This window comes from Actinopolymorpha sp. NPDC004070, assembly GCF_040610475.1.
Taxonomy (GTDB): domain Bacteria; phylum Actinomycetota; class Actinomycetes; order Propionibacteriales; family Actinopolymorphaceae; genus Actinopolymorpha.
Genome location: NZ_JBEXMJ010000010.1, coordinates 109,094 through 131,329 on the forward strand (window position 1 = coordinate 109,094; position 22,236 = coordinate 131,329).

Annotated in this window: 24 protein-coding genes; 15 read left to right on the forward strand and 9 right to left on the reverse strand. The window is 71.5% G+C overall.

Translation table 11 applies throughout. The annotated features are described in order from the left end of the window. Position 1 precedes the first annotated feature (1 nt). The 6 genes from ABZV93_RS19080 to ABZV93_RS19105 all read left to right on the forward strand — a co-directional run bounded on the left by ABZV93_RS19080 (position 2) and on the right by ABZV93_RS19105 (position 5,238). Complete coding sequence (locus tag ABZV93_RS19080) at positions 2-2,314, forward strand: immune inhibitor A domain-containing protein (protein WP_354937641.1); 2,313 nt, start codon at positions 2-4, stop codon at positions 2,312-2,314. Positions 2,315-2,481: 167 nt separating this feature from the next. Then, positions 2,482-3,393, forward strand: a complete 912-nt coding sequence (gene ligD / locus ABZV93_RS19085) for a non-homologous end-joining DNA ligase (RefSeq protein WP_354937644.1) — start codon at positions 2,482-2,484, stop codon at positions 3,391-3,393. Positions 3,394-3,589: 196 nt separating this feature from the next. After that, positions 3,590-3,766, forward strand: coding sequence for a hypothetical protein (locus ABZV93_RS19090; RefSeq protein ID WP_354937647.1), 177 nt, complete (start codon positions 3,590-3,592; stop codon positions 3,764-3,766). Between the two features lie 22 nt (positions 3,767-3,788). Next, entirely contained in the window at positions 3,789-4,406 is a 618-nt protein-coding gene (locus tag ABZV93_RS19095; protein WP_354937649.1) for a helix-turn-helix domain-containing protein, read from the forward strand. 225 nt (positions 4,407-4,631) lie between these two features. Continuing rightward, complete coding sequence (locus tag ABZV93_RS19100) at positions 4,632-4,859, forward strand: DUF3107 family protein (RefSeq protein WP_179786737.1); 228 nt, start codon at positions 4,632-4,634, stop codon at positions 4,857-4,859. Between the two features lie 115 nt (positions 4,860-4,974). After that, positions 4,975-5,238: a GlsB/YeaQ/YmgE family stress response membrane protein gene (locus tag ABZV93_RS19105; RefSeq protein ID WP_354937652.1), complete on the forward strand. Its 264-nt coding sequence runs from the start codon at positions 4,975-4,977 to the stop codon at positions 5,236-5,238. A 178-nt stretch (positions 5,239-5,416) separates the two neighbouring features. On the opposite strand, the gene ABZV93_RS19110 is transcribed toward ABZV93_RS19105, so the two are convergent. After that, on the reverse strand, positions 5,417-6,139 hold the full coding sequence (locus ABZV93_RS19110) for a ferritin-like fold-containing protein (protein WP_354937655.1): 723 nt from the start codon (positions 6,137-6,139) through the stop codon (positions 5,417-5,419). A 352-nt stretch (positions 6,140-6,491) separates the two neighbouring features. Between ABZV93_RS19110 and ABZV93_RS19115 the strand changes: the two genes are divergently transcribed. Continuing rightward, positions 6,492-8,063, forward strand: coding sequence for a DEAD/DEAH box helicase (locus ABZV93_RS19115; protein ID WP_354937658.1), 1,572 nt, complete (start codon positions 6,492-6,494; stop codon positions 8,061-8,063). A 16-nt stretch (positions 8,064-8,079) separates the two neighbouring features. On the opposite strand, the gene ABZV93_RS19120 is transcribed toward ABZV93_RS19115, so the two are convergent. Further along, the gene (locus ABZV93_RS19120; RefSeq protein ID WP_354937661.1) at positions 8,080-8,853 is read right to left on the reverse strand and encodes a L,D-transpeptidase; all 774 of its coding nucleotides are present in this window, start codon (positions 8,851-8,853) and stop codon (positions 8,080-8,082) included. A gap of 129 nt (positions 8,854-8,982) precedes the next feature. On the opposite strand from ABZV93_RS19120, the gene ABZV93_RS19125 reads away from it, so the two are divergent. Then, positions 8,983-9,873 (forward strand): alpha/beta hydrolase, encoded by an 891-nt coding sequence (locus tag ABZV93_RS19125; RefSeq protein WP_354937664.1) that lies wholly within the window; start codon positions 8,983-8,985, stop codon positions 9,871-9,873. Here ABZV93_RS19125 and ABZV93_RS19130 read toward each other — a convergent pair. From ABZV93_RS19130 to ABZV93_RS19145, 4 genes are all read right to left on the reverse strand, one after another. Then, positions 9,862-10,134: a hypothetical protein gene (locus tag ABZV93_RS19130; protein ID WP_354937667.1), complete on the reverse strand. Its 273-nt coding sequence runs from the start codon at positions 10,132-10,134 to the stop codon at positions 9,862-9,864. The two genes, ABZV93_RS19125 and ABZV93_RS19130, sit on opposite strands and share 12 nt — an antisense overlap. Before the next feature lie 128 nt (positions 10,135-10,262). Next, on the reverse strand, positions 10,263-11,246 hold the full coding sequence (locus ABZV93_RS19135; protein ID WP_354937670.1) for a PD-(D/E)XK nuclease family protein: 984 nt from the start codon (positions 11,244-11,246) through the stop codon (positions 10,263-10,265). 83 nt (positions 11,247-11,329) lie between these two features. Continuing rightward, a complete protein-coding gene (locus tag ABZV93_RS19140; RefSeq protein WP_354937673.1) occupies positions 11,330-12,211 on the reverse strand; it encodes a PHP domain-containing protein in 882 nt (293 codons plus the stop codon). A gap of 186 nt (positions 12,212-12,397) precedes the next feature. Next, complete coding sequence (locus ABZV93_RS19145; RefSeq protein ID WP_354937675.1) at positions 12,398-13,033, reverse strand: DUF6758 family protein; 636 nt, start codon at positions 13,031-13,033, stop codon at positions 12,398-12,400. Positions 13,034-13,114: 81 nt separating this feature from the next. Between ABZV93_RS19145 and ABZV93_RS19150 the strand changes: the two genes are divergently transcribed. Together ABZV93_RS19150 and ABZV93_RS19155 are read left to right on the forward strand one after the other, a co-directional pair. Then, positions 13,115-13,522: an NUDIX domain-containing protein gene (locus ABZV93_RS19150; RefSeq protein WP_354937677.1), complete on the forward strand. Its 408-nt coding sequence runs from the start codon at positions 13,115-13,117 to the stop codon at positions 13,520-13,522. Between the two features lie 71 nt (positions 13,523-13,593). Further along, positions 13,594-14,472 carry an alpha/beta fold hydrolase gene (locus ABZV93_RS19155; protein WP_354937680.1) on the forward strand — a complete coding sequence of 293 codons (879 nt, stop codon included), beginning with the start codon at positions 13,594-13,596 and terminating at the stop codon, positions 14,470-14,472. 13 nt (positions 14,473-14,485) lie between these two features. Here the strand turns inward: ABZV93_RS19155 and ABZV93_RS19160 are convergent, their stop codons facing one another. Both ABZV93_RS19160 and ABZV93_RS19165 read right to left on the reverse strand, forming a co-directional pair. After that, positions 14,486-15,061 carry a histidine phosphatase family protein gene (locus ABZV93_RS19160; protein ID WP_354937683.1) on the reverse strand — a complete coding sequence of 192 codons (576 nt, stop codon included), beginning with the start codon at positions 15,059-15,061 and terminating at the stop codon, positions 14,486-14,488. Between the two features lie 7 nt (positions 15,062-15,068). Further along, positions 15,069-15,560 carry a general stress protein gene (locus ABZV93_RS19165; RefSeq protein WP_354937686.1) on the reverse strand — a complete coding sequence of 164 codons (492 nt, stop codon included), beginning with the start codon at positions 15,558-15,560 and terminating at the stop codon, positions 15,069-15,071. A gap of 502 nt (positions 15,561-16,062) precedes the next feature. On the opposite strand from ABZV93_RS19165, the gene ABZV93_RS19170 reads away from it, so the two are divergent. From ABZV93_RS19170 to ABZV93_RS19190, 5 genes are all read left to right on the forward strand, one after another. Beyond that, a complete protein-coding gene (locus ABZV93_RS19170) occupies positions 16,063-17,196 on the forward strand; it encodes a magnesium and cobalt transport protein CorA (protein ID WP_354937689.1) in 1,134 nt (377 codons plus the stop codon). 296 nt (positions 17,197-17,492) lie between these two features. Further along, entirely contained in the window at positions 17,493-18,167 is a 675-nt protein-coding gene (locus tag ABZV93_RS19175; protein WP_354937692.1) for a hypothetical protein, read from the forward strand. Between the two features lie 82 nt (positions 18,168-18,249). Then, positions 18,250-19,506 carry a CBS domain-containing protein gene (locus ABZV93_RS19180; protein WP_354937695.1) on the forward strand — a complete coding sequence of 419 codons (1,257 nt, stop codon included), beginning with the start codon at positions 18,250-18,252 and terminating at the stop codon, positions 19,504-19,506. Positions 19,507-19,753: 247 nt separating this feature from the next. Further along, positions 19,754-20,320, forward strand: a complete 567-nt coding sequence (locus ABZV93_RS19185; protein WP_354938184.1) for a DUF1003 domain-containing protein — start codon at positions 19,754-19,756, stop codon at positions 20,318-20,320. 9 nt (positions 20,321-20,329) lie between these two features. Continuing rightward, on the forward strand, positions 20,330-21,484 hold the full coding sequence (locus ABZV93_RS19190) for a P-loop NTPase (RefSeq protein WP_354937698.1): 1,155 nt from the start codon (positions 20,330-20,332) through the stop codon (positions 21,482-21,484). Between the two features lie 80 nt (positions 21,485-21,564). Here ABZV93_RS19190 and ABZV93_RS19195 read toward each other — a convergent pair whose 3' ends face one another. Beyond that, positions 21,565-22,152, reverse strand: coding sequence for a sec-independent translocase (locus tag ABZV93_RS19195; protein WP_354937701.1), 588 nt, complete (start codon positions 22,150-22,152; stop codon positions 21,565-21,567). Positions 22,153-22,236 lie beyond the last annotated feature (84 nt).

Genomic DNA, 22,236 nt, shown 5'->3' on the forward strand with positions numbered 1-22,236 from the left:
AGTGAGAGTTCGCAGAGCCACCGCCGCCGTGGCCTCGGTGGTGACAGCGGCCGCCCTCGCCGCCGCCGCGGCCGGGATGCCGGCGTCCGCGTCACCGCCCGCAAAGCCAGGGGCCGCGCGCACCCATGCGCCCGACGACAAGCCCAACCCGCTCGGCGACAAGATGCGGGCCACCCGCAAGGCCGCCCTGGAGAAGGTTCTGCGCGGCGAGGCCAAGGTGCAGCGCCGAGGCAAGTCCGACGTCGTTCAGCTGGGCAAGAACAAGTTCGCCCAGCTCAGCATGGAGAAGACCGACAAGATCTTCACCATCCTGGTCGACTTCGGGGACAAGACCGACCCCCGCACCGGCGGCTCCCCAGGCCCTGTGCACAACCAGATCCCGGAGCCCAACCGCAGCCGCGACAACACAACGCACTGGACGTCCGACTTCAACCGTGCGCACTACCTCGACATGTTCTTCGGCCAGGACGGCGAGTCCATGTCGACGTTCTACCGCGCGCAGTCGCAGGGCCAGTACACCGTCGCCGGTGACGTGAGCGACTGGGTGCGCCTGCCCTACAACGAGGCGCGGTACGGCAGCAACGAGATCTCCGACGCCGACGGCTCCTGGAACCTCGTCAAGGACGCCGCCACCGCGTGGTACGACGCCCAGCGCGCCGCGGGCAAGACGCCGGACCAGATCCGCGACTACCTCGCGCAGTTCGACAACTGGGACCGCTACGACTTCGACGGCGACGGCAACTTCGACGAGCCGGACGGCTACGTCGACCACTTCCAGGTGGTACACGCCGGCGAGGGCGAGGAGGCCGGCGGCGGCGCCCAGGGCGCGGACGCGGTCTGGTCCCACCGGTGGTTCGCCTTCCCCGGCGGGGACGAAGGCCCCGAGCTGAACCAGCGCGGCGGCGTGCCGTTCGGCGAGACCGGCATCTGGGCCGGTGACTACACCACGGAGCCGGAGAACGGCGGGCTCGGCGTCTTCAGCCACGAGTTCGGCCACGACCTCGGGCTGCCCGACCTCTACGACACCGCGGGCGGGGACAACGGAACCGGGTACTGGACCCTCATGTCCTCCGGCTCGTGGCTCAACCACGGCAAGGACAGCATCGGCACCACCCCGGGCTACATGGGCGCGTGGGAGAAGCTGCAGCTCGGCTGGGTCGACTACGACGTCGCCTCCCCGGACACCACCAGCACCAACGTGCTCGGGCCGGCGGAGCTGGAGACCGGCAACCCGCAGGCGCTGGTCGTCCCGCTGCCCAAGGAGCAGGTCGTCGACCACTACAACGACCCCTACTCCGGGTCGTACGAGTGGTGGGGTGGATCCGACGACTACCTCAACAACGTCCTGCGCCGGCCGATCGACCTGACCGGCAAGTCCGGCCCGGTGACGCTGACCGCCAAGGCGTGGTACGACATCGAGGAGGGCTACGATTTCCTGCACGCGGAGGTCTCCACCGACGGCGGCACCCACTGGAGCCGGGTCGGCGACCCGGTGACCGGCAAGTCCGACGGCTGGACCACGCTGACGTACGACCTGTCGAAGTACGCCGGCAAGTCGATCGTCTTCCGGTTCCGCTACGCCACCGACGGCGGCGTCCACTACGCCGGCCCCATGCTCGACGACATCGCGGTCACCGCGGCCGGTTCCACCGTCTTCTCCGACAACGTGGAGGGTGGCACCAACGGCTGGACCACCAACGGCTGGAAGCGCATCAACGGCACGGTGACGACGTACAAGGGCAGCTACTACATCGCCGAGAGCCGCCAGTACATCGGGTACGACGACACTCTGCGGACGGGCCCGTACAACTTCAACCGGGGCATCACCCGGCCCGACTGGGTGGAGCACTACCCCTACCAGAACGGCCTGCTGGTGACCTACTGGAACGAACGCCAGGAGGACAACAACACCGGCAAGCACCCGGGTGAGGGCCTGATCCTGCCGGTCGACGCGCGACCCAAGCCGATCCGGTGGGACACCGGCGCGACGCTCGGCCTGCGCGCCCAGACCTTCGACGCGACGTTCGGGCCGGAGTCCACCGACCCGCTGTCGCTGAGCCGGGAGGTGCGCAACGGCCGCCAGGTTCAGGTGCAGATCGCGAACGTGCCGAAGCAGAGCCCGATCACGGTGTTCGACGACTCCCAGCCGAACCGCTACTGGGACGCGTCGCTGCCCAACAACAGCGTGAAGGTCGCGGGGTACGGCGTCCGGATGAACATCACCGGCCAGTCGGCGGACAAGCAGCAGATGACCGTCGTCGTCCAGCCGGTCCTGAAGAAGAAGCTGACCAAGAAGTTCCAGACGACCAGGTGACACCGGCCGATCAGCCGGGCAGCCGGCTGATCGGGTCACCCGCGGTCATCCGCGGCCACCCGGGGCCCCGCCACGCGAGACGTCGTGGCGGGGCCCTCCGCATGTTCACGGCGCGTCGCGGGCGGCCCGCCTGGCCGAACCCGCCGGGACCTAGCAGGATGGTCCCCATGGCAGACAAGGCGACCCGCGTCCGCATCGACGGGCACGTGCTCTCCCTGTCCAACCTCGACAAGGTGCTCTACCCCGAGGTCGGGTTCACCAAGGGTGAGGTCATCGACTACTACTCCCGGATCGCACCGGTGCTGCTCCCGCGGCTCACCGACCGCCCGCTGACCCGCAAGCGGTGGCCCGACGGCGTGAGCGGCCAGCCGTTCTTCGAGAAGAACGTCCCCCGCGGCACCCCCGACTGGGTACGCACCGTCACCGTCGCCTCCCCGGGCAGCACTCGCGACCGGGAGGAGGTCGAGTACGTCGTCGCCGACGACCTGCCGACCCTGGTGTGGCTGGCCAACCTCGCCGCCCTGGAGCTGCACGTCCCGCAGTGGCGGGTCGGTCCGCGCGGCGGCGTCCGGAAGCCGGACCTGCTCGTGGTCGACCTCGACCCCGGACCGCCGGCCGACCTGGTGGCGTGCTGTGAGGTGGCGTTGCTGCTGCGCGACCTCCTCGACGCCGACGGGCTGCGGGCCTGGGCCAAGACCTCCGGCGGAAAGGGCATGCAGCTGTACGTCCCGATCGCCGAGACCTCCGGGGAGACGACCTCGGCGTATGCCAAGGAGCTGGCCGAGAAGCTCGCCCACGACCGCCCCGAGCTGGTCGTCTCCTCGATGCGCCGGTCCCTGCGGCCGGGCAAGGTGCTGCTCGACTGGAGCCAGAACAACACTGCGAAGACGACCATCGCGGCGTACTCCCTGCGCGGGCGGGAGACCCCGACCGTCTCCACCCCCCTCGCCTGGGAGGAGGTGGAGGGCTGCGAGGAGGCCGGCGCGCTGTCCTTCGGCCCGGCCGACGTCCTCGACCGGGTGGAGGAGTTCGGAGACCTCTTCGCGGACCTGTCGACGCTGGAGCAGCGGCTGCCCTGACCACGTCGCGGCGCCGGTCGGCTCCGAAGCGTACGCCCGATTCGCGCGGTTCGGGCTGCCGTCGACGGGGCTTCGCGGTTACTGTCGGGTTACCGTCGGGAGGAAGGCGGTGGGTACGCCGGACTCGAACGGTCGGTTCACCTGCGTCGCGGCCGGTTCGCGCACGGATGGAATGGATGGAATGAGGAGGCAGGCCATGTCCGAGACCGAAGTACCCTTCGACGGCGAGGTCGAGGTGCCCGCCCTCGAGGAGGAGCCCGCGGACACCGAGGAGACGGCCGAGGAGTCGGAGGAGCCCGACATCGAAGCGCCCGAGGCCGACTTTGTCGAACAACACATCGAGGTCGACCTCGATGACGACGACTACCGCTGACCGCAGGCACTGAGGAGCGCACGTGACCGTGTCCGAGGCCCGCCCGCGCGGCGGCCGACTTCCCCGGCTGGCCCGACGTGCCCAACTGCTCGACGCGGCACGCCAGGTCTTCGTCGCGGTCGGCTACCACGCCGCCGCGATGGACGACATCGCCGACCGCGCGGGAGTCAGCAAACCCGTGCTGTACCAGCACTTCCCGAGCAAGCTCGAGCTGTATCTCGCCCTGCTCGACGCCACCTGCGACGGCCTGGTGGACGCCGTACGCACCGCGCTGGCCTCGACGACCGACAACCAGCAGCGGGTTGCGGCGACGATGCGGGCCTACCTCGACTTCGTGAGCGACGAGGACGGCACGTTCCGCCTGGTGTTCGAGTCCGACCTGACCGGCGAGCCCGCCGTCCGCGAGCGGGTGGAGCGGGTGGCGCACCAGTGCGCGGACGCCATCGCCGACGTCATCCAGGAGGACACCGGGGTTTCCCGCGAGCAGGCGCTGCTGCTGGCGGCCGGGCTCGCCGGCACCGCGCAGGTCACCGCACGGTGGTGGCTGTCCTCGGAGGGCTCGATCGGCCGGGACGAGGCCGCCAGGCTGTTGACCACCCTCGCCTGGCGGGGTCTGCGGGGGTTCCCGCGGGCAGAATGACCACCGCCGCGGCGGCGTTTCACCTGGTTCTGCCCGCTCCGCGGCGGGTGCGGCAAAGGGACGAAGCGGGATGATCCTGCGCGACTTAGTGCACGTTCTCGGCTAGCCTCGTCCCGCCGGTGCACCATGGGGGTTAGAGGCCGCCGAACTGGGGCACCGGCGGTCAACCGACCGACAATGCGCCCCGACACATGGACAAAACGACGAAGAAGAGAGGGCGACCACGTGGAGGTCAAGATCGGTGTCCAGCACGCTCCTCGGGAGATCGTGTTGGAGAGCAACGACAGTCCCGAGGCCGTCGAAGCCGCGGTGAGCAAGGCTCTCCACGGCGAAGACGGGTTGCTCAGCCTGGCTGACGAGCGAGGCCGCCGTGTCGTCGTTCCCGCCGCCAAGCTCGCCTACGTCGAGATCGGTCCCGAGTCGGAGCGTCGCGTCGGATTCGGCGCCATGTAACCCCATCGGCCACGCCACCACGGGGGACCAACGGCTTCGGTCGAGGGAGCACCGCCCCAGGGCCCGAACGGGCCCCGGGGGGATCACATTTGCAGCTCCATGGAAGGTGACCTAGATGAGCCTTATCGGCCTTCTGATCGCAGGCATCATCATCGGTCTGCTCGGTAAGTGGGTAGCCCCGAGCAACCGTGACAACATCCCGATCTGGCTGACCATCATCTGCGGAATCGTCGGTGTCCTGGTCGGATACTGGGTCGCCGGCGCGCTGGGTGTCGCGTCGACGTCTGGTCCTGACTGGATCCGCTGGATCATCAGCATCGTCCTCGCAGCCATCTTCGTGGCGATCGCGTCGGCTCTGACCAGCCGCCGCGGGAGGTAATGCATCACAAGATGAGGTACGTACGAATCCTCGTCTGAGTTCCCAGCAGTTCAGCAAGTCCGGTTCGGGACGCTACTGAGCTCACAGCGCCACTCGAACCACGCCGAACGACAGGACGCGCAGGTCCGGGCCCGCCAGGCCCGGCCGGCGCGTCCTTCGCTTTTCCGCTCGCCAGGGGTTAGGCCTGCAGGCCGAGTGTGGCCATCCGCTGGGCGTGCTTCTCGGTCAGCCGGGCGAACATCCGGCCGATCGCCGCGAGGTCCATGCCGGGGCGGTCCACCCCACCGACCAGCAGCGCGGTGAGCACGTCGCGTTCGGCGGCGACCCGCTGGGCCTGCGACAGCGCCTCGCCGACCAGCCGCCGCCCCCACAGGGCGAGCCGGCCGCCGATCCGCGGTTCCTCCGCGATGGCTTTGCGGACCCGATCCACCACGAAGACCGCGTGCCCGGTGTTCTCGAGCACCTCCAGCACCAGGGCGCGGGTGTCCGCGTCGACGTAGGCGGCCACCTCGCGGTAGAAGTCGGTGGCGATGCCGTCCCCGACGTACGCCTTCACCAGCCCCTCCAGCCAGTCGGCGGGAGCGGTGTGCCGGTGGAAGGTGTCCAGCGCCGCCTGGAACGGCCGCATCGCCGACACCGGCTCGACGCCGAGGTCGCGCAGCCGATCGCGCAGGCGTTCGTAGTGGTGGAACTCCGTCACCGCCAGGGCGGCCAGCTCCGCCTTGTCCTCCAGCGTGGGCGCCAGGGTGGCGTCGTCCGCGAGGCGTTCGAAGGCGGTCAGCTCGCCGTACGCCAGCACGCCGAGCAGGTCGATCACCGCGGGCCGGTAGACCGGATCGTCGTAGGCCGCGACCCCGGCGGACGACGTGCGGGCGGGCGAACTTTCCGGGCTGTCGCTCATGGGCCGAGCTTAGGGCGTTTCCTGTGGATCAGGCGGCGAAGGGTGACTGTGATCAGGGCGGCTACGTCCGCCTCGCGAGCCCGGTCCGGCCGCCTGGTAAAGGGGGCGGGAGAGGTGGCGGATAGACTCACGGTGGCGGGGAGCCGTCCCGGCAGCCGTTGATCACCTGCTGGCCGCCGCGCGGACGTCGCAGCCCCACCCCTACGCGCACAGTCCAGATCCAGCACACCACCGAGTGTGACGAACCAAGAGGCGAGAAGCTCTGACGACCTTCAAAGAACTTGGCGCGCTGCCCGACATCGTCGAGGCCCTCGCGCACGTCGGGATCACCGAACCCTTCCCGATCCAGGAGATGGCGGTTCCCATCGCGCTCACCGGCGCCGACCTGATCGCTCAGGCGCGAACCGGCACGGGCAAGACGCTGGCGTTCGGGGTTCCGCTGCTGCAGCGGATCGTCGTACCCGCCGACCGTGACTTCGGCGACCTCGATGCGCCGGGCAAGCCCCAGGCGCTGGTGGTCGCACCGACCCGCGAGCTCGCGGTCCAGGTGACGGCCGACCTGAAGGTCGCCGCGTCGGTCCGCGCCGCCCGCATCCTCACCGTCTACGGCGGCGTCGCCTACGAGCCCCAGCTGGACGCGCTGGCGGAGGGCGTGGAGGTCGTCGTCGGCACGCCCGGCCGGCTGCTCGACCTCGCCGACCGCAGGGCGCTCGACCTGGCCCACGTCAAGCTGCTGGTGCTGGACGAGGCCGACCGCATGCTCGACCTGGGCTTCCTGCCCGACGTCGAGCGGCTGATCGCGAAGACGCACGAGATGCGTCAGACCATGCTGTTCTCGGCCACCATGCCCGGTTCGATCGTGCAGTTGGCGCGCCGGCACATGCGCCACCCGATCAACGTCCGGGCCGAGTCGGCCGACGAGAGCCAGACCGTCCCCGCCACGGCGCAGTTCGTCTACCGGTGCCACGACCTCGACAAGCCCGAGGTGATCGCCCGGATCCTGCAGGCGGAGGGCTGCGGCCGAGTGATGTGCTTCTGTACGACCAAGCGCGCGGCGCAGCGGCTGGCCGACGACCTGGCCGACCGCGGGTTCTCCGTGGCCGCCATCCACGGCGACCTGGGCCAGGTCGCCCGGGAGAAGGGACTCGAGCGCTTCCGCTCGGGCAAGGTCGACGTCCTGGTCGCCACCGACGTCGCCGCGCGCGGCATCGACGTCGAGGGCGTCACCCACGTCATCAACCACACCTGCCCCGACGACGAGAAGACCTACGTCCACCGCATCGGCCGCACCGGTCGCGCGGGCGCCTCCGGTATCGCGGTGACGTTCGTCGACTGGGCGGACCTGACGCGCTGGAAGATGATCAACAACGCGCTCGGCCTGCCGTTCGAGGAGCCGGTGGAGACCTACTCCACCTCCGACCACCTGTTCACCGATCTCGGCATTCCCAAGGAGGTTACCGGCCGGGTCGGCGCCCCCAAGGGCGGCACCCGTTCCGGTGACCGCGAGGGCAGCCGCGAGTCGGGCGGGCGTACGCGGGAGCGGCGCCGGTCCGGCGGCGGCGACGGCGGGCGCGCCGGTGGACGCGGCCGGACGCCCGAGGCCGGGCAGTCCACCGACGAGCACGAGGAGCGCGGCGACCGTCCCAAGTCCCGGCGCAGCCGCCAGCGCCGGCGCACCCGTGCCGGCGTCGTCGTCGCCGAACGCGGTGACAGTACCGACAGTTCCGGCGGGCCCGGCGGGGGCGAGACGGTGGCCGCCGGCCAGACCGGCGGCGGATCAGAAGCGGGTGCCGACGAGTCCGGCGCGAGCGCGCCGAGGCGACGTCGTACGCGGACCCGCCGGCGCGGCGGCAGCGGTAGCGGGGACGGCAACGGGAGCGGTACGACCGCTGCCGACAGCACCGCCGACGCGACCGCCGACTGAGGACCAGCGCAGGGGGCTAGCGCAGGACGACGACCTTCGTGCCGACCGGCGCGAACCCCCACAGCGCCCTGGCGTCGGCCGGGTCCTGGCGTACGCATCCGTCCGACAGCGACTGACCGAGCTGCAGCCGGGTCTGGATCGCCTTGCCGGTGGAGATCACGATCGGAATGTCGTGGAACCCGATCGCGGCGTTGCGCCCATGGGTGAACGTCACCATGTACTGCATGCGGTCCGCACCGTCGTAGCTGGTGGTGTGCCGGCGCTTGCGCAGGACCTTGTAGGAGCCCGGCGAGACCTGGCCGAACTTCGTGCCGGACACGAGGTAGGACCGCCGCACGGTGTTGCTCGCGTCGACCAGCCACACGCGGTTGGCGGACAGCGAGTAGACGATCCGCTTGCCGTCGCCGGTGCCCGCGGGCATCTGGTCGCCGACGGTCGCCGACACCGCGTCCAGTGCCACGGTCGCGTCGGCCACTCCGGCCGGTGCCTGCTTGGTGGTCGGATTGCGGCTGGGCGAGGGCGTCGCCGTCGGCTTGGCGGTCTCCGTCTGCTTGTGGACCGACGGCTCGCCCGGCGCGCGCTGGGAACGATCGGCGATCTGCCGCGAGCGATCGTCCAGAACGGAGTTCTTGGCCGAGGCGACCATGCGGACGTCCCCGAGAGGCAACACGCCGACAGCACCGAGGAGTGCGACGGCGACCACGAGCGCGGAACCACTCGCCGCGAGCAACCGCCACCTACGAAGCCGGGTGCGCGGACGCTGGCGCTCGCGCGACGCGGCGTGCCTCATGGCAGCACCTCTCCTTATGGGGAACGGAAATCCGCGAAGATCGCGGGCCGCCCATCCTAGTGCGTTTACGTGGCGCAATTTCACGCCCTGTCTCCGCTCCGAACTCCGGCAACGCTAGCGTGGCGTTCCATGAGCACGCCGAGGTTCCTCGACTTGCCCGCGGGTGTCCGCTCCGCCCGGCTCGACACGTCCCGAGGTGAGTTCGCGGTGCTCGAAGCCACACCTGCCAAGGGAAGTTCCGGCGGTCCCGGCTCGGCGGTTCTGCTGCTTCCCGGCTGGACCGGCAGCAAGGAAGACTTTCTGTCGTTGCTGCCCGCACTGGCCCGGACAGGCCGGCGCGCGGTGGCGGTCGACCAGCGCGGGCAGTACGAAACCGCCGGTCCGGACGAGCCGTCGGCGTACGACCTGAACGAGCTCGGACTGGACGCGTACGCGATGGCCGAGGCCCTCGGCGCCGGACCCGTCCACCTGGTCGGTCACTCCTTCGGCGGCCTGATCGCCCGGGCCGCGGTGCTTGCCAGGCCGGAGGGGTTCGCGTCCCTCACCCTGCTAGGTTCCGGCCCGGCCGGGCTGGGCGGTCCGCAGGCGCAGTTGCTCAGTCTCATGGCGGAGGCCATTCCCACGCAGGGGCTGGCCGCGGTGTACGCCGCCAAACGCGAGCTCGAACGCAGGAACGGCGCGGGCGAGGAACCCGCACACATCGAGGAGTTCCTCGCCCGGAGGTTCCGCGCCAACAACCCCGTCTCGCTCACCGAGTTCACCCGCCAGCTCGTCGAGGCGCCCGACCTGGTGGCCGAGCTGGTCTCGACCGGCGTACCCACAATGGTCGCCTTCGGCGTCGACGACGACGCGTGGAGCCCTTCCGTACAACGCGAAATGGCCGATCGGCTCGGTGCGCCGGTGCACGAGATCGACTGTGCGGGCCACTCCCCCGCGGTGGACCGGCCCGACGCCACGGCGGAAGCGCTCACGGCGTACTGGAACTCACTCCACCGCGACGCGGCGGGGTCAGCCGGGTAGCCGCAGCCCGCCGGGGAACAACGCGCCGTAGGCCACGAAGGCCAGTGCCCACGCGAAGAAGAGGTAGATCCAGCCGCGGCCGGCCCGGCGTTGCTTCCACGCCAGCACGCTGAGAATCACGACCGGCAGCAGGAGCACGAGACCCGCGGGCAGCCTGCCGTCGTTCTGCCCGAACACCCACACCGCCGCCAGGGCCGACGCCACGACGGTCGCCCCGCCCAGCAACTTGCGCGGAGTGGTCAACAGGCGAAGCAGATCCATGTACATACCGTAGGTGCCGCACTACGCCGGTGCGAGCGGGCCACGATGACAATCCCGGCACCTTCCCTGCCCGGGGTCCGGCCGCTGCCCGTGCGCGCGGGAGGCGGACGCGGCGGTGGCGTATGTGCTCAGACGTTCGGGTCCAGCCCGTCCCAGGGCCGCTTGGACGGATAGGCGGAGCGGCCCTGCGGGCAGTGCGCGGAGAAGTCGCACCACTGGCACAGCGGACCCGGCCGGGGCGGGAACACCTCGTCGAGGTCGGCCGCGGACAGTCCCTGTGCGAACGCCTGCTCGGCGTGTGCGGCCTCCGCGCCCATCTGGTCGGCGCGGTGGAGGTGCCGGCGCAGCGACTCCTCGGTGTGCTCCCAGCCGACGACCGCACCCGAGGCGAGGTGGTGCAGCTCCACCTTCCGGCACGGCCGGCGCAGGGTGCGGGCGGTCGCGGCGGCGTAGACCGCGAGTGCCAGCGAACTTCGCGCGTCGGCGGTGGTGAGCACGCGGGTGCCGCTCTTGTAGTCGACCACGACGAGCTCGAGGGCGTTGTCGTCGTGACCGGGGGCGGAGCCGTCCGGCCCTTCGGCCTCGTCGTCGAGGATGCTGTCGTCCTCGTCGTCCTCGTCGTCCTCGATGTCGTCGCCTTCGTCGGTGTAGCCGTCGTGGGAGACCGGACGCAGGTCGATGCGGTCCACGCGTCCGGACAACGCGAGCGTGGACGTGGTGAGGGCGACCGTGCGCTCGACACCGATCGGTTCGTCGGCCGGGTCCAGCGTCGCTGCGTAGTCCTCCACCATCCGGCACGCGTGCATGCGCCAGCGTTGGCTCTGCGCGTCGTCGCGGAAACCCTCGTCGATCCAGGCCCGCCAGGCGATCCGGGCTGCGGCGACGGGAGTGCGCTCCTGCACGGGAAGCCGCCACCAGGCGGCCAGCGCGGTGTGCACGCTCGCGCCCACGCTGTTGTGTGCCCACGGCGGACCCTTCGGCGGCGTGGGCCGGTCGAGGTAGGTGAACCGGTAGCGGCGCGGGCAGTCCAGCCAGCTCACCAACCTGGTGGGCGTCGCCCGGAACAACCGGCGCGGCATCGCCTCGAAACCCAGCTGCTCCATCGCGCTCATCCGGCCATCCTGCCAAGGACCACCCCCAGGCCGTCCGCGGGACCGGGACGGGAGCGGGACGGGACGGCGACCGCCGGGCGACCCTAGGGAAGGTACGGCGACGGCGTCTGCCGGCCGGAGCGTTCGGCCGCGGACCGCGCACGGTCCAGCAGCCGGGCGAACTCCTCCTCGCCGGTGCCGAAGCATCCCAGCTCGTGGTCGGTCTTGCCGGCACCGTGGTGGTCGCTGGCGCCGGTCACCACGAGGTCCAGCGCACGGGCGAGATCGCGCAACTGTTCCCGCACCTGCGGAGAGTGGTCACGGTGGTCGACTTCGAGGCCCGCCAGCCCGGCCCCGGCCAGATCGGCGATCACCTCGTCGGTGAGCACCCGGTGGCTGGAACGCCCACGCGGATGAGCGAGTACGCAGACACCGCCGGCCGCGCAGACCTGTCCGATCACCTCGGCCGGCTCCGGGGCGTACCGCGTGACGTACCCGGACTTCCCCTCGCTCAGCCACCGGTCGAAGGCCTCCCGCCGGTCGCGTGCGTATCCTCGCGCGACCAGCGCGTCGGCGACGTGCGGGCGGCCCAGCGAGGTGGCCGCGCGGGACTGTGCGGCGACGTCCTCCGGCGTCAGGTCGATGCCGTGCTCACGCAGCCGCTCGACGATGAGGGGAACGCGCGCGTTGCGGCCTTCGCGTATTCGCGCGAGCGTGCGGTCGAGGTCGGCGTCGCCGGGGTCGGGGAGGTAGGCCAGCATGTGCACGCTCACCCCGCCCAGCCGGCAGGACACCTCCGCACCGGGGACCAGGCCGACGCCCAGGCGGCGCGCCTCGGCACCCGCCTCGTCCCAGCCCGCGAACGTGTCGTGGTCGGTGAGGCCGAGGACGTCCACGCGGGCAGCGGCGGCGTGGCGTACGAGCTCGGCCGGCGGGTCGGTCCCGTCCGAACAGTTCGAGTGGGTGTGCAGGTCGATGAGACGCACCGGATCTCCAGCCGACGGGTGCCCGGCTTCACGACGGTGTGGACGGCGGGCGATGAGCGCGGATCGTTCGGGCCGTGTCCGACCCTAGTGTCAACCGGCCCGGGCTGTCAGTGCCCGGCCCGCGTCGGTGCCCGGCGTCTGTCAGGGCCCGGCCGGTCAGCGCCGTGCCTGTCACGGCCCGGCCGGTCAGGGGTCGCGCAGCCTGGGCGTGAGGGCGCCGTAGGGCAGCAGGTCGACCTCGTGCCCGAGCGCGCGGACGTCCATCAGCTCGATCGGCTCCAGCAGCAGCGCACCGGCGGTGTCGGGGTGGAACACCAGCCACAGCCACGACGCGGCCGACTCCCCGACGTAGACCGCGCGGTCGGGCGGGGTGTCGGCCAGCCACAGTGCCGTCGGATGGGAGTCGGCGTCGACCTTCGCCTGCGGGGTTCCCCGGCCGACACGTCCGCCTGGGTCGGTGCCGTCGATACCGGCGTACGCCGCACCGAGTCCGACACCCATCTCCTCCGCGACCAGCAGGAGCTCGCCAGCGCCGCCCAGCGGGTTCGGGCCCGAGCAGGCCACGACAGTGGCGCGAACTCCCTCGACGTCGCTGCCGGCGTGACCGACACCGGTGATCACCCAGGAGTGCGGAAGTGGCCACGGCACCCACAGCGGCAGCCGCGACCGGGCAGCGAGCCAGCGCACCAGGTCGGCACTGGGCTGGACGAACGGCTGCAGCGGAGGCACCGCTCCGTGCACCGGACAGGTCCACCGGTCGGCCCAGGCAGACGGGGCTCGCACTGCCCGGTGGCATCTCGGGCATACGGGGTGGCCCTTCATGGATACGACGGTTCCCGTTCCGGCTTCGTGCGTCAAGGGTCGTTCGGACGTGTCGTACGCCGGACGCCATAGCCTGGGCGAATGGACCTGCGGCGGGTGCTGTGCGTGGGTGCGGTCATGCGCGACGAGGAACACCGGCTGCTGGTGGTACGCCGCGGGCGGCCGCCGGACGTCGGCCGCTGGTCACTGCCCGGCGGACGGGTCGAGGCGGGTGAGTCCGCGCCGGTCGCGGCGATGCGCGAGGTGGCCGAGGAGACCGGCCTGTCCGTCGTCGCCGGGCGGCTGCTCGGCTCGGTCGAGCGGCCCGGGCCGGGCGGTGTCACCTACCTGATCCTGGACTACGTGTGCACCGCGGAGCCGCCGGGCCAGGCGCCGCGCGCGGGTGACGACGCAGCCGACGTGCGCTGGGTGAGCCCGGCCGAGTTGGCGGCCCTGCCGACCACGCCGGGGCTGCTGGACGCGCTGCGCGCCTGGGGCGTTCTCGACTGACCCACTTCGTCCGGATGTTCCGCGTTTGCCCACCTGATCATGCTCTGAGCGGTCATGCCACGATTGCGCGCATGCCACCGAGTCGCCGCTCGTTCCTGTCCGCGGGCATCGGAACCCTCGCCGCGGGCGCCACCGGCGTCGGGCTGGTCGAGTCCGGGCTGGTACCCGGCCGGACGATGATGCACACCGCGCTCGGGCTCACCGGAGAGAACGGCGTCGTTCCCGACGTCGCGCCGGGCCCGAAGGTCACCGGCACCTTCACCTCCGCGGCGCGGGCCGGCACCCAGGTCGTCTGGACCGTCGCCTACCCGCCCGGGTCCCGCACCGACGCGGCGCTGCCGGTCGTCCTCGCGCTCCACGGGCGCGGCGGCGACCACGACTTCGCGTTCGGCGAACTCGGTCTGGACCGCTTCATGGCCGCGGCCGCCGCCGACTGGCGGACGCCGTTCGCGCTGGTGTCCGTCGACGGCGGCCCCGCGACGTTCTGGCACCGCCGCCGCAACGGCGACGACCCGCAGTCGATGCTCCTCACCGAACTGCTTCCGCGGGTGGCCCAACGCGGCCTGCGCACGGATCGGATCGGCCTGATCGGCTGGTCTATGGGCGGTTTCGGTGCCCTGCTGTTCGCCGCGGCCCAGCCGGACGTGGTGGGCGCGGCGGTCGTCGTCAGTCCCGCGCTGTGGCGCAAGTGGGAGGACGTACGCCCCGGCGCGTTCGACGGGCCCACCGACTTCGCCGCCAACGACGTGTTCGCCGACCAGCGGCCGCTCGCCGGGCTGCGGCTGCGGGTCGACTGTGGCCGCGACGACCCGTTCGCGCCGGCGACCCGGGAGTTCGTCGCCGGGCTGACGCCGCCCCCGGCCGGTGGGTTCCAGCCGGGCGCGCACACCGTCGGCTACTGGCGCCGGATGGCACCCGAACAGCTCCGGTTCCTCGCCTGGAACCTGTGAGACGAACCGCGGCTCAGGAGTTCCAGCGGTCGAACGCCGGGGTCTCCCGCTCCCAGCCGAGCACGCTCACGGTCGCCACGTCGAGGAGGAAGTGCGCGCCGTCGCGCGGTGACAGGCCGATCCAGCGCGCGCCGAGCACCCGGAGGAAGTGCCCGTGGGCGATGATCAGCGCCCGCTCGGCCACGTCGTCCCGGATCCGCTCGATCACCCGGTCGGCGCGGGCGCCGACCTGCTCGGCGGACTCCCCACCGGGCACCGGGTCGTTCCACACGCTCCATCCCGGCACTTCGGTACGGATGTCGGGAGTGGTCCGTCCCTCGTACTCGCCGTAGTCCCACTCCCGGACGTCCGGCTCGACCACCGCACGGTCACCGAAGCCGGCCAGCCGGGCGGTCTCCCGGGCCCGCGCCAGCGGGCTGGTGACCACCAGGTCGAACGACGTACCGGCCAGCCGGTCACCGAGCGCCCGGGCGGCGCGCTCGCCCGCCTCGGTCAGCGGCAGGTCCGTCTTCCCCGTATGGCGTCCGTCCCGGCTCCACTCGGTCTCTCCGTGGCGGGCCAGCCACAGCTCCGGCTGCCGGGCAGTCACTCGCGCCTCACAGCTCGCCCTGCTGCAGGGCGAGCCTGGCCAGCAACTGCCGGGCCTCCTCGGCGTGGTCGGCCTTGCAGATCACGTCGTACGTCCCGGCGACCACCTGGGTCATCGAGGTGAAGTCGCGCTGGCCGCCGGTCGCGCGGTAGCCGATCCAGCCGAAGATGATCCCGAAGATCACCCCGATCACGATGCCGAAGACAAGCAGCAGAACGGTGTTGGCGCCGCGCGGCGCGAACAGGCTGAGCAGGATGCCGACGAACAGGCCCCACCAGGCCCCGCCGGCCGCCCCGACCCCGATCGCGCGGCCCTCGGTCAGCCGGCCGGTCACCCGCTCGACCAGCCGCAGGTCGTTGCCGACGATGGAGACGTTCTCCACCGGGAACTTGTTGTCGGACAGGAAGTCGACGGCCCGCTGTGCCTCCGCGTAGGTCTGGTAGGACCCGACGGTTACACCGCTGGGCAACTCAGGCAGTGGTCTCGGCGTGGTGCGCATGGGAACCCCTCGTCGTCGCTGGGCTGCTCGTGCTCGGCCGGTGGTCGGTGGAACTCGCTGTGACCAGTGTGCTCCGCGCCCGGCGGTTCACGCGTTCCCCTGAGGATGCCCGTGGATCCATCGAGGATGCGCGCCGTCTTCCGGTTTGCCGCTGATACCCTGTCCGTCGGTCGCCATGAACACTGGCCAATGTCCGGATTTGCTCGTTGTGAGCGCTGTGGACGCGGTTGTGTGCGACCTTCGAGGTGGTCCCGCCCTCACCAGGGGCCGGTGTGAAGGAGGTGCTCGGGTGAAACCTGCCTGTCCGTGCAGTACCCGCGTCCTCCGTCGCCCGCCGGCCGCATCGCGCTAGCCGCGGTTCGCCCGGCCCGCCCATCCCGGTAGCCCGGCCACGGAGGACGTCCGCCGTCCACCACCCAGGTGGACGAGTCCGTCTGCCCACGTTCGGGACGCGTTCCGAACACGTTCGGGACAAGAGTTCGGGACAAGGAGGTGGCCTGCCATGGCCCTGCCCGGTGTTCGTGACCACCGCAACGCCGTCCTCGGCGGACGCCGTGCCCGCGCCATGATGCGCGCCATCCGCCGCCGGCCCGACACCCATCTGAACGGCCACCAGAGCAGTGTCCGCACCGACAACCCTCGTACGGCGGTCGTCGACTGGGCCTTCTACCGCGACGGAAGGCGCCAGGACGACGTCACCTCCTACACCGAGGCGGTACGCCGCGCCCGGGACGGCGGCGGCTTCGTCTGGATCGGGCTGTTCGAGCCGACCGGCGACCAGCTCGCCGGGATCGCGGAGGAGTTCGACCTGCACGCGCTGGCGGTGGAGGACGCGGTGACCGCCCACCAGCGGCCGAAGCTGGAGCGGTACGGCGACTCGCTGTTCGCGGTGTTCAAGACGGTGCGCTACTGCCCGCACGAGGAGTTCACCGCCTCCAGCGAGGTGGTCGAGACCGGTGAGCTGATGGTGTTCGTCGGGCCGGAGTTCGTGGTCACCGTCCGGCACGGCGACCACAGCGAGCTGGGACGGGTGCGGCGCCAGCTCCAGGACAACCCCGACCACCTGCGGCACGGACCGAGCGCGGTGCTGCACGCGGTCGCCGACCGGGTGGTCGACGACTACCTCACCGTCGTCGACCGGCTCCAGGACGACATCGACGAGCTGGAGATCTCGATCTTCTCCGATCGAGGCGCCCGCAACGTCGAGCGCGTCTACCAGCTCAAGCGCGAGGTGCTGGAGCTCAAGCGCGCCGTCGCCCCGCTGGCCGGCCCGCTGCGCCAGCTGGCCGAACGCCCGGTGCGTCTGGTGGCTCCGGAGATCCGGGAGTACTTCCGCGACGTCGAGGACCACCTCGCCCGGGTGCGGGAGCAGGTGTCGGCGTTCGACGAACTCCTCACCTCGATCCTGCAGGCGGGCCTGGCGCAGCTCACCGTCGCCGAGAACGAGGACATGCGCAAGATCTCCGCCTGGGTGGCGATCCTTGCGGTGCCCACGATGATCGCCGGGATCTACGGCATGAACTTCGAGTTCATACCGGAGACGCACTGGCGCTACGGCTACTACATGGTGATGACCCTCATCGTCGGGATCTGTTTCGGCCTCCATCGCTATTTCAAGCGCAACGGCTGGCTGTGAGCCGAGCCGCGGCCGGCCTCACACCGCCACGGGGGTCTCGCTGATGTCCCCCTCACGCCGGTCGGCGTCGAGCCGCTCCTGCTCGCTTCTGGACCGCGCCTTACGTACGAACGCGGCCGCGCCGGAGACCATCAACCCCACGGTGGCAATACACAACGGACACATGTCAGCGCTCTCCCTGCCGTAGTCGTCACGGGGTAGGACATGACCGGCCGGCAGAACTCATCGCCTCATGGCAGGGGCGCGGCGTGGTGCGGTGGTGCGATCGGGACGTGCGCGTGTGAGAACCTCGCCTCATGAGTGACGCCGAGCACGTGGAGCGGGCCGGGCAGGCGGTCGACGACTCCGACCGGGCGGTACGCGCGGCGCTGGTCGAGGAGGCCTGCCGTCGCTCCTCGGTCCTGTGGCTGGCCTACGCCGGGCTGGACCGGCCCCGGCCGGCGTGGCACGTCTGGTCCGACGGCGCGGCGTACGTCGTCGCCGAAGCGACCCCCGCGATTCCCCCGACCGGGCCGACCAGGCAGCGGGCCGAGACGACCGGGCGGACCCCGCAACCGGAGCCCCCGGAGCCCGCCGGCCAACCGGCGGCGCGCCCCGAACAGGCACTGCCCGGGCTGGCCGAGGCCACCGAGGCCACCGTGACCTGCCGCTCCAAGGACTCCGGCTCCCGGCTGGTCACCTGGCACGCCGACGTCCACCGCCTTTCGCCCGGCACGCCGGAGTGGGACGACGCGGTACGCCTGCTGCGTGGTGACCGGCTGAACACCACCGACACCGCGGAGCTACCCGCCCGCTGGGCGCGGACCACGGTGATCGTCCGGCTCGCGCCCAGCGGTGAGGTGCTGGAGGAGCCCGGGAGAATGCCCGCCGACCGCGCCGCCGCGAGCCCACCCGGCAGCCCCGCCACCACCACCGGCCGGCTCCCCTGGGTGGTGCACAAACGCCCGCGCCACCGACCACGCCTGTCCTGAGCGTCCCCGCCCGCGACCTCGCTCTCCTCAGGGCGCCCGGGACGTTAGCCTGACCCTGGCGACGAAAGGGGTAGGACCAGTGGTGAGCGGTACCCCCACCAGGGTGTTCGTCGCGAAGCTGGCGTCGGCGGTGGTCTTCGACCCGCGCGGTGACCAGGTGGGCAAGGCGCGCGACGTCGTGGTCATGCTGCGCCCGCGCAACCAACCGCCGCGGGTACTCGGCCTCGTGGTCGAGGTCCTCGGCCGGCGCCGGATCTTCCTCCCGATGACCCGGGTGATCAGCATGGACGCCGGGCAGATCGTCACCACCGGCCTGGTCAACATGCGCCGGTTCCAGCAGCGCCAGACCGAGACCCTGGCCCTCGGTGAGCTCCTCGACCGCACCGTCACCCTGCGTGAGACCGGCGAGGAGGTGACCGTCATCGACCTCGGCATCGAGGCGTCCCGGGGCCGCGACTGGCAGGTGACCAAGGTCGCGATCCTCAAGCGGGGCAAGCGGTTCGGGCGCCGCGGCCAGACGTCGGTCGTCGACTGGGACGCGGTGACCGGCCTCGGCATCGTCGAGGAGGCCCAGGGTGCCACCCACCTGCTGGCCACGCTGGAGAGCATGCGCCCGCCGGACCTCGCGGCCGTTCTGCACGACCTGACGCCCAAGCGGCGTCTGGAGGTGGCCTCGGCGCTGGCCGACGAACGCCTCGCCGACGTCCTGGAGGAGCTGCCCGAGGACGACCAGGTGGAGATCCTCGGCGCACTCGACGTCGAACGCGCCGCCGACGTCATCGAGGAGATGTCCCCCGACGACGCCGCCGACCTGATGGCCGAGCTGCCCCAGGAGACCGCCGACCACCTGCTGCGGCTGATGGAGCCGAAGGAGGCCGAGGACGTCCGGCGCCTGCTGACGTACGAGGAACACACCGCGGGCGGCCTGATGACCAGCAGCCCGGTCGTACTCCCTCCCGACGCCACCATCGCCGACGCCCTCGCCCAGGTCCGCAACCCCGAGTTGACACCGGCCCTGGCGGCGATGGTCTACGTGTGCCGGCCGCCGCTGGAGGCGCCGACCGGCCGGCTGCTCGGCATCGCCCACATCCAGCGGCTGTTGCGCGAACGCCCCTCCGACCTGATCTCCGGTGTGCTCGACACCGACCTGGAGGCCATGCGGCCCGAGGCGTCGCTCGAGGACGTCACCAGCTACCTCGCGACCTACAACCTCGTGGCCGCGCCCGTGGTGGACGAGTCCGGCCGGCTCCTCGGCGCGGTGACCGTCGACGACGTCCTCGACCACCTGCTGCCCGACGACTGGCGCGAGCGGTTCGCGGAGGTGAGCCGTGGCGGGTGAGGAGTCCCGCGAGCCCGAGCCCGAGCACGCGCGCGACAGCGAGCGCCGGCGGGCCCTGGAACGCCGGCGGGCGCTCGAGCGCCGGCGGGCCAGCGAACGCCGCCGCGACGACGAGCGCCGCAAGGAGAGCGAACGCCAGCGGGAGACCGACCGCCAGCGCGAGGCCGACCAGCGCAACGAGGAGATCCGCACCGAGGCCGAACGCCGCTTCCGGGAGTCCGGCGGCACCAGGCGGGACCGGCGGCGGCTGGACACGCCCCGGGCTCCCGCCCGGGCGTTCCGCCCCCACTACGACCCGGAGATCTTCGGGCGGTTCGCCGAGACGTTCGCGAGGTTCATGGGGACCGCCCGTTTCATCGCGTACATGACGGTCTTCGTGATCATCTGGATCGCGCTGAACCTGGTCGGGATCTTCGGCCTCCAGTGGGACCCGTACCCGTTCATTCTGCTCAACCTGTTCTTCTCCACCCAGGCGTCGTACGCCGCACCGCTCATCCTGCTGGCCCAGAACCGCCAGGAGGCCCGCGACCGGGTGCAGTACGACCAGGACCGCGACATGAACGTCCGCACCCGCGCCGACATCGAGTTCCTCGCCCGCGAGGTCGCCTCGCTACGGCTCGCGGTCGGCGAGGTGGCCACCCGCGACTTCCTGCGGTCGGAGCTGCGCTCGCTGCTCACCGACCTGGAGGACCTGCAGAACGACGAGGGCGAGCACGTGCGCGCCGACACCGCGCCCCGGCCGGGACCGGCGAGCGGGCAGACGTCGCGTACGTCACGCTCCCGCGGGCGGGGCGGCCGGGACGGCAGCCCGTAGCATCGAGGTATGACCGTGCCTAGCCAGGAACAACTCCACGCTGCCCTCGGCGGCGTCCTCGACCCCGAGATCCGCCGGCCGATCACCGAGCTCGGCATGGTCCGGTCGGTGCAGGTACGCCCGGACGGCACCGCGGAGGTCACCGTCCTGCTGACCGTCGCGGGCTGCCCGATGCGCGAGACGCTCACCCGCGACGTCACCAAGGCGCTGTCCGCGGTGCCCGGTGTGCGCGACGTCGCGGTCACCCTCGATGTGATGAGCACCGAGCAGCGGCAGGAGCTGCAGGGCCGGCTGCGTGGAGGCGGTAACGCACCGGCGAAGGAGAACCCCTTCGCCCGCGCCGACTCCCTCACCCGCATCTACGCCATAGCCTCCGGCAAGGGCGGCGTCGGCAAGTCGTCGGTGACGGTCAACCTCGCGGTCTCCATGGCCGCCCAGGGCCTGAAGGTGGGGCTGCTGGACGCCGACGTGTACGGCCACTCCGTCCCCGCCATGGTGGGCATCGCCGATCAGAGGCCCACCCGGGTCGAAGAGATGATCATGCCGGTGCCGGCGTACGACGTGAAGGTGATGAGCATCGGCATGCTCAAGCCCGGCCGTCAGCACGTGGTCGCCTGGCGCGGTCCGATGCTCGACCGGGCCCTCGGCCAGATGCTGTCCGACGTCTACTGGGGCGACCTCGACGTCCTGCTGCTCGACCTGCCGCCGGGCACCGGCGACATGGCCATCTCCGTGGGCCAGCAGCTCGCCAACGCCGACGTCGTGGTGGTGACCACTCCGCAGGAGGCCGCTGCCGAGGTGGCCGAACGCGCCGGGACGATCGCCTCGATGCTGAACCAGAAGGTCGTCGGCGTGGTGGAGAACATGTCCTGGCTGCCGTGCCCGCACTGCGGGCCGAGCCACCGGATCGACGTGTTCGGCACCGGCGGAGGTGCGCGGGTGGCGTCGACGCTGAGCGAGCGGTTCGGGTACGACGTGCCGCTGCTGGCGGAGGTCCCGCTGGACCCGCGGTTGCGCACCGGCGGCGACACCGGCCGCCCGGTCGTACTCGACGACCCCGGTGCGGCGGCGTCGGACGTGCTCGCGGGCCTCGCCAAGCAGCTTGCCGACCGCCGGCCGAGCCTGGTGGGCCGGTCGCTGGGACTCACCCCGACCGCGCGCTGATCCTGATCCGCCGAGCGGCCGGTCTGAAGCCCTGAGAAGGACTTCGGCCGGCCGTCCGTGCGCGCTGACCCGCTTCGGGCTCAGGTCGCCTCGAGGTCGAAGACCGGGCGGCGGTCGGCCGGCCGGTCCGGCCCGCCGTCGCCGGTCAGGTCCGCGTCGGCCCGGTCGGTCTCGGAGCCCAGGTCGTCGGCGTCACTCCTGCCGTAGGTGTCGGCCAGGTCGTCGGTGTCGTCGACGTGGACCGAGCCGTTCACCGGGTCCGTGGAGTCCGAATCGTGGTCGGAGTCGTACGTCGACCCGTAGTTCCGGTCGTGGTCGTCGTCGACCGAACCGTTGCTCGTGCCGTTGCGGCTGCTCCTGGACTCGGTGTCCACCCGCAGGTCGTCGCGCAGGTCGAGGTCGCGGTCGATGCGCAGGTCGTCCTCGTCCAGGCCGGACAGGACGTGCTTGCGGACGAAGTTACGCGGGTTGAGGTCGGCGATGTCGAGGTCCTCGAACTCCGGCCCGAGCTCACGGGACAGCTCGCGGCGGGCGTTGTTGGCCATCCCGCGCACCTGCCGGACGCCACGCGCCGCCTGCCGCGCTATGTCGGGCAACCGATCCGGCCCGAAGATGAACAGCGCGGCGATCGCCAGGACGATGAGCTCCGGAGCGCCGATGTCGAACACGGGGCCAGAGTAACCTCCCTCGCTGATCTCCGTGCGGGGCCCGGCAGACCGGTTTAGGCCCGGCCCCCCGTCTCCCCCGCCGGT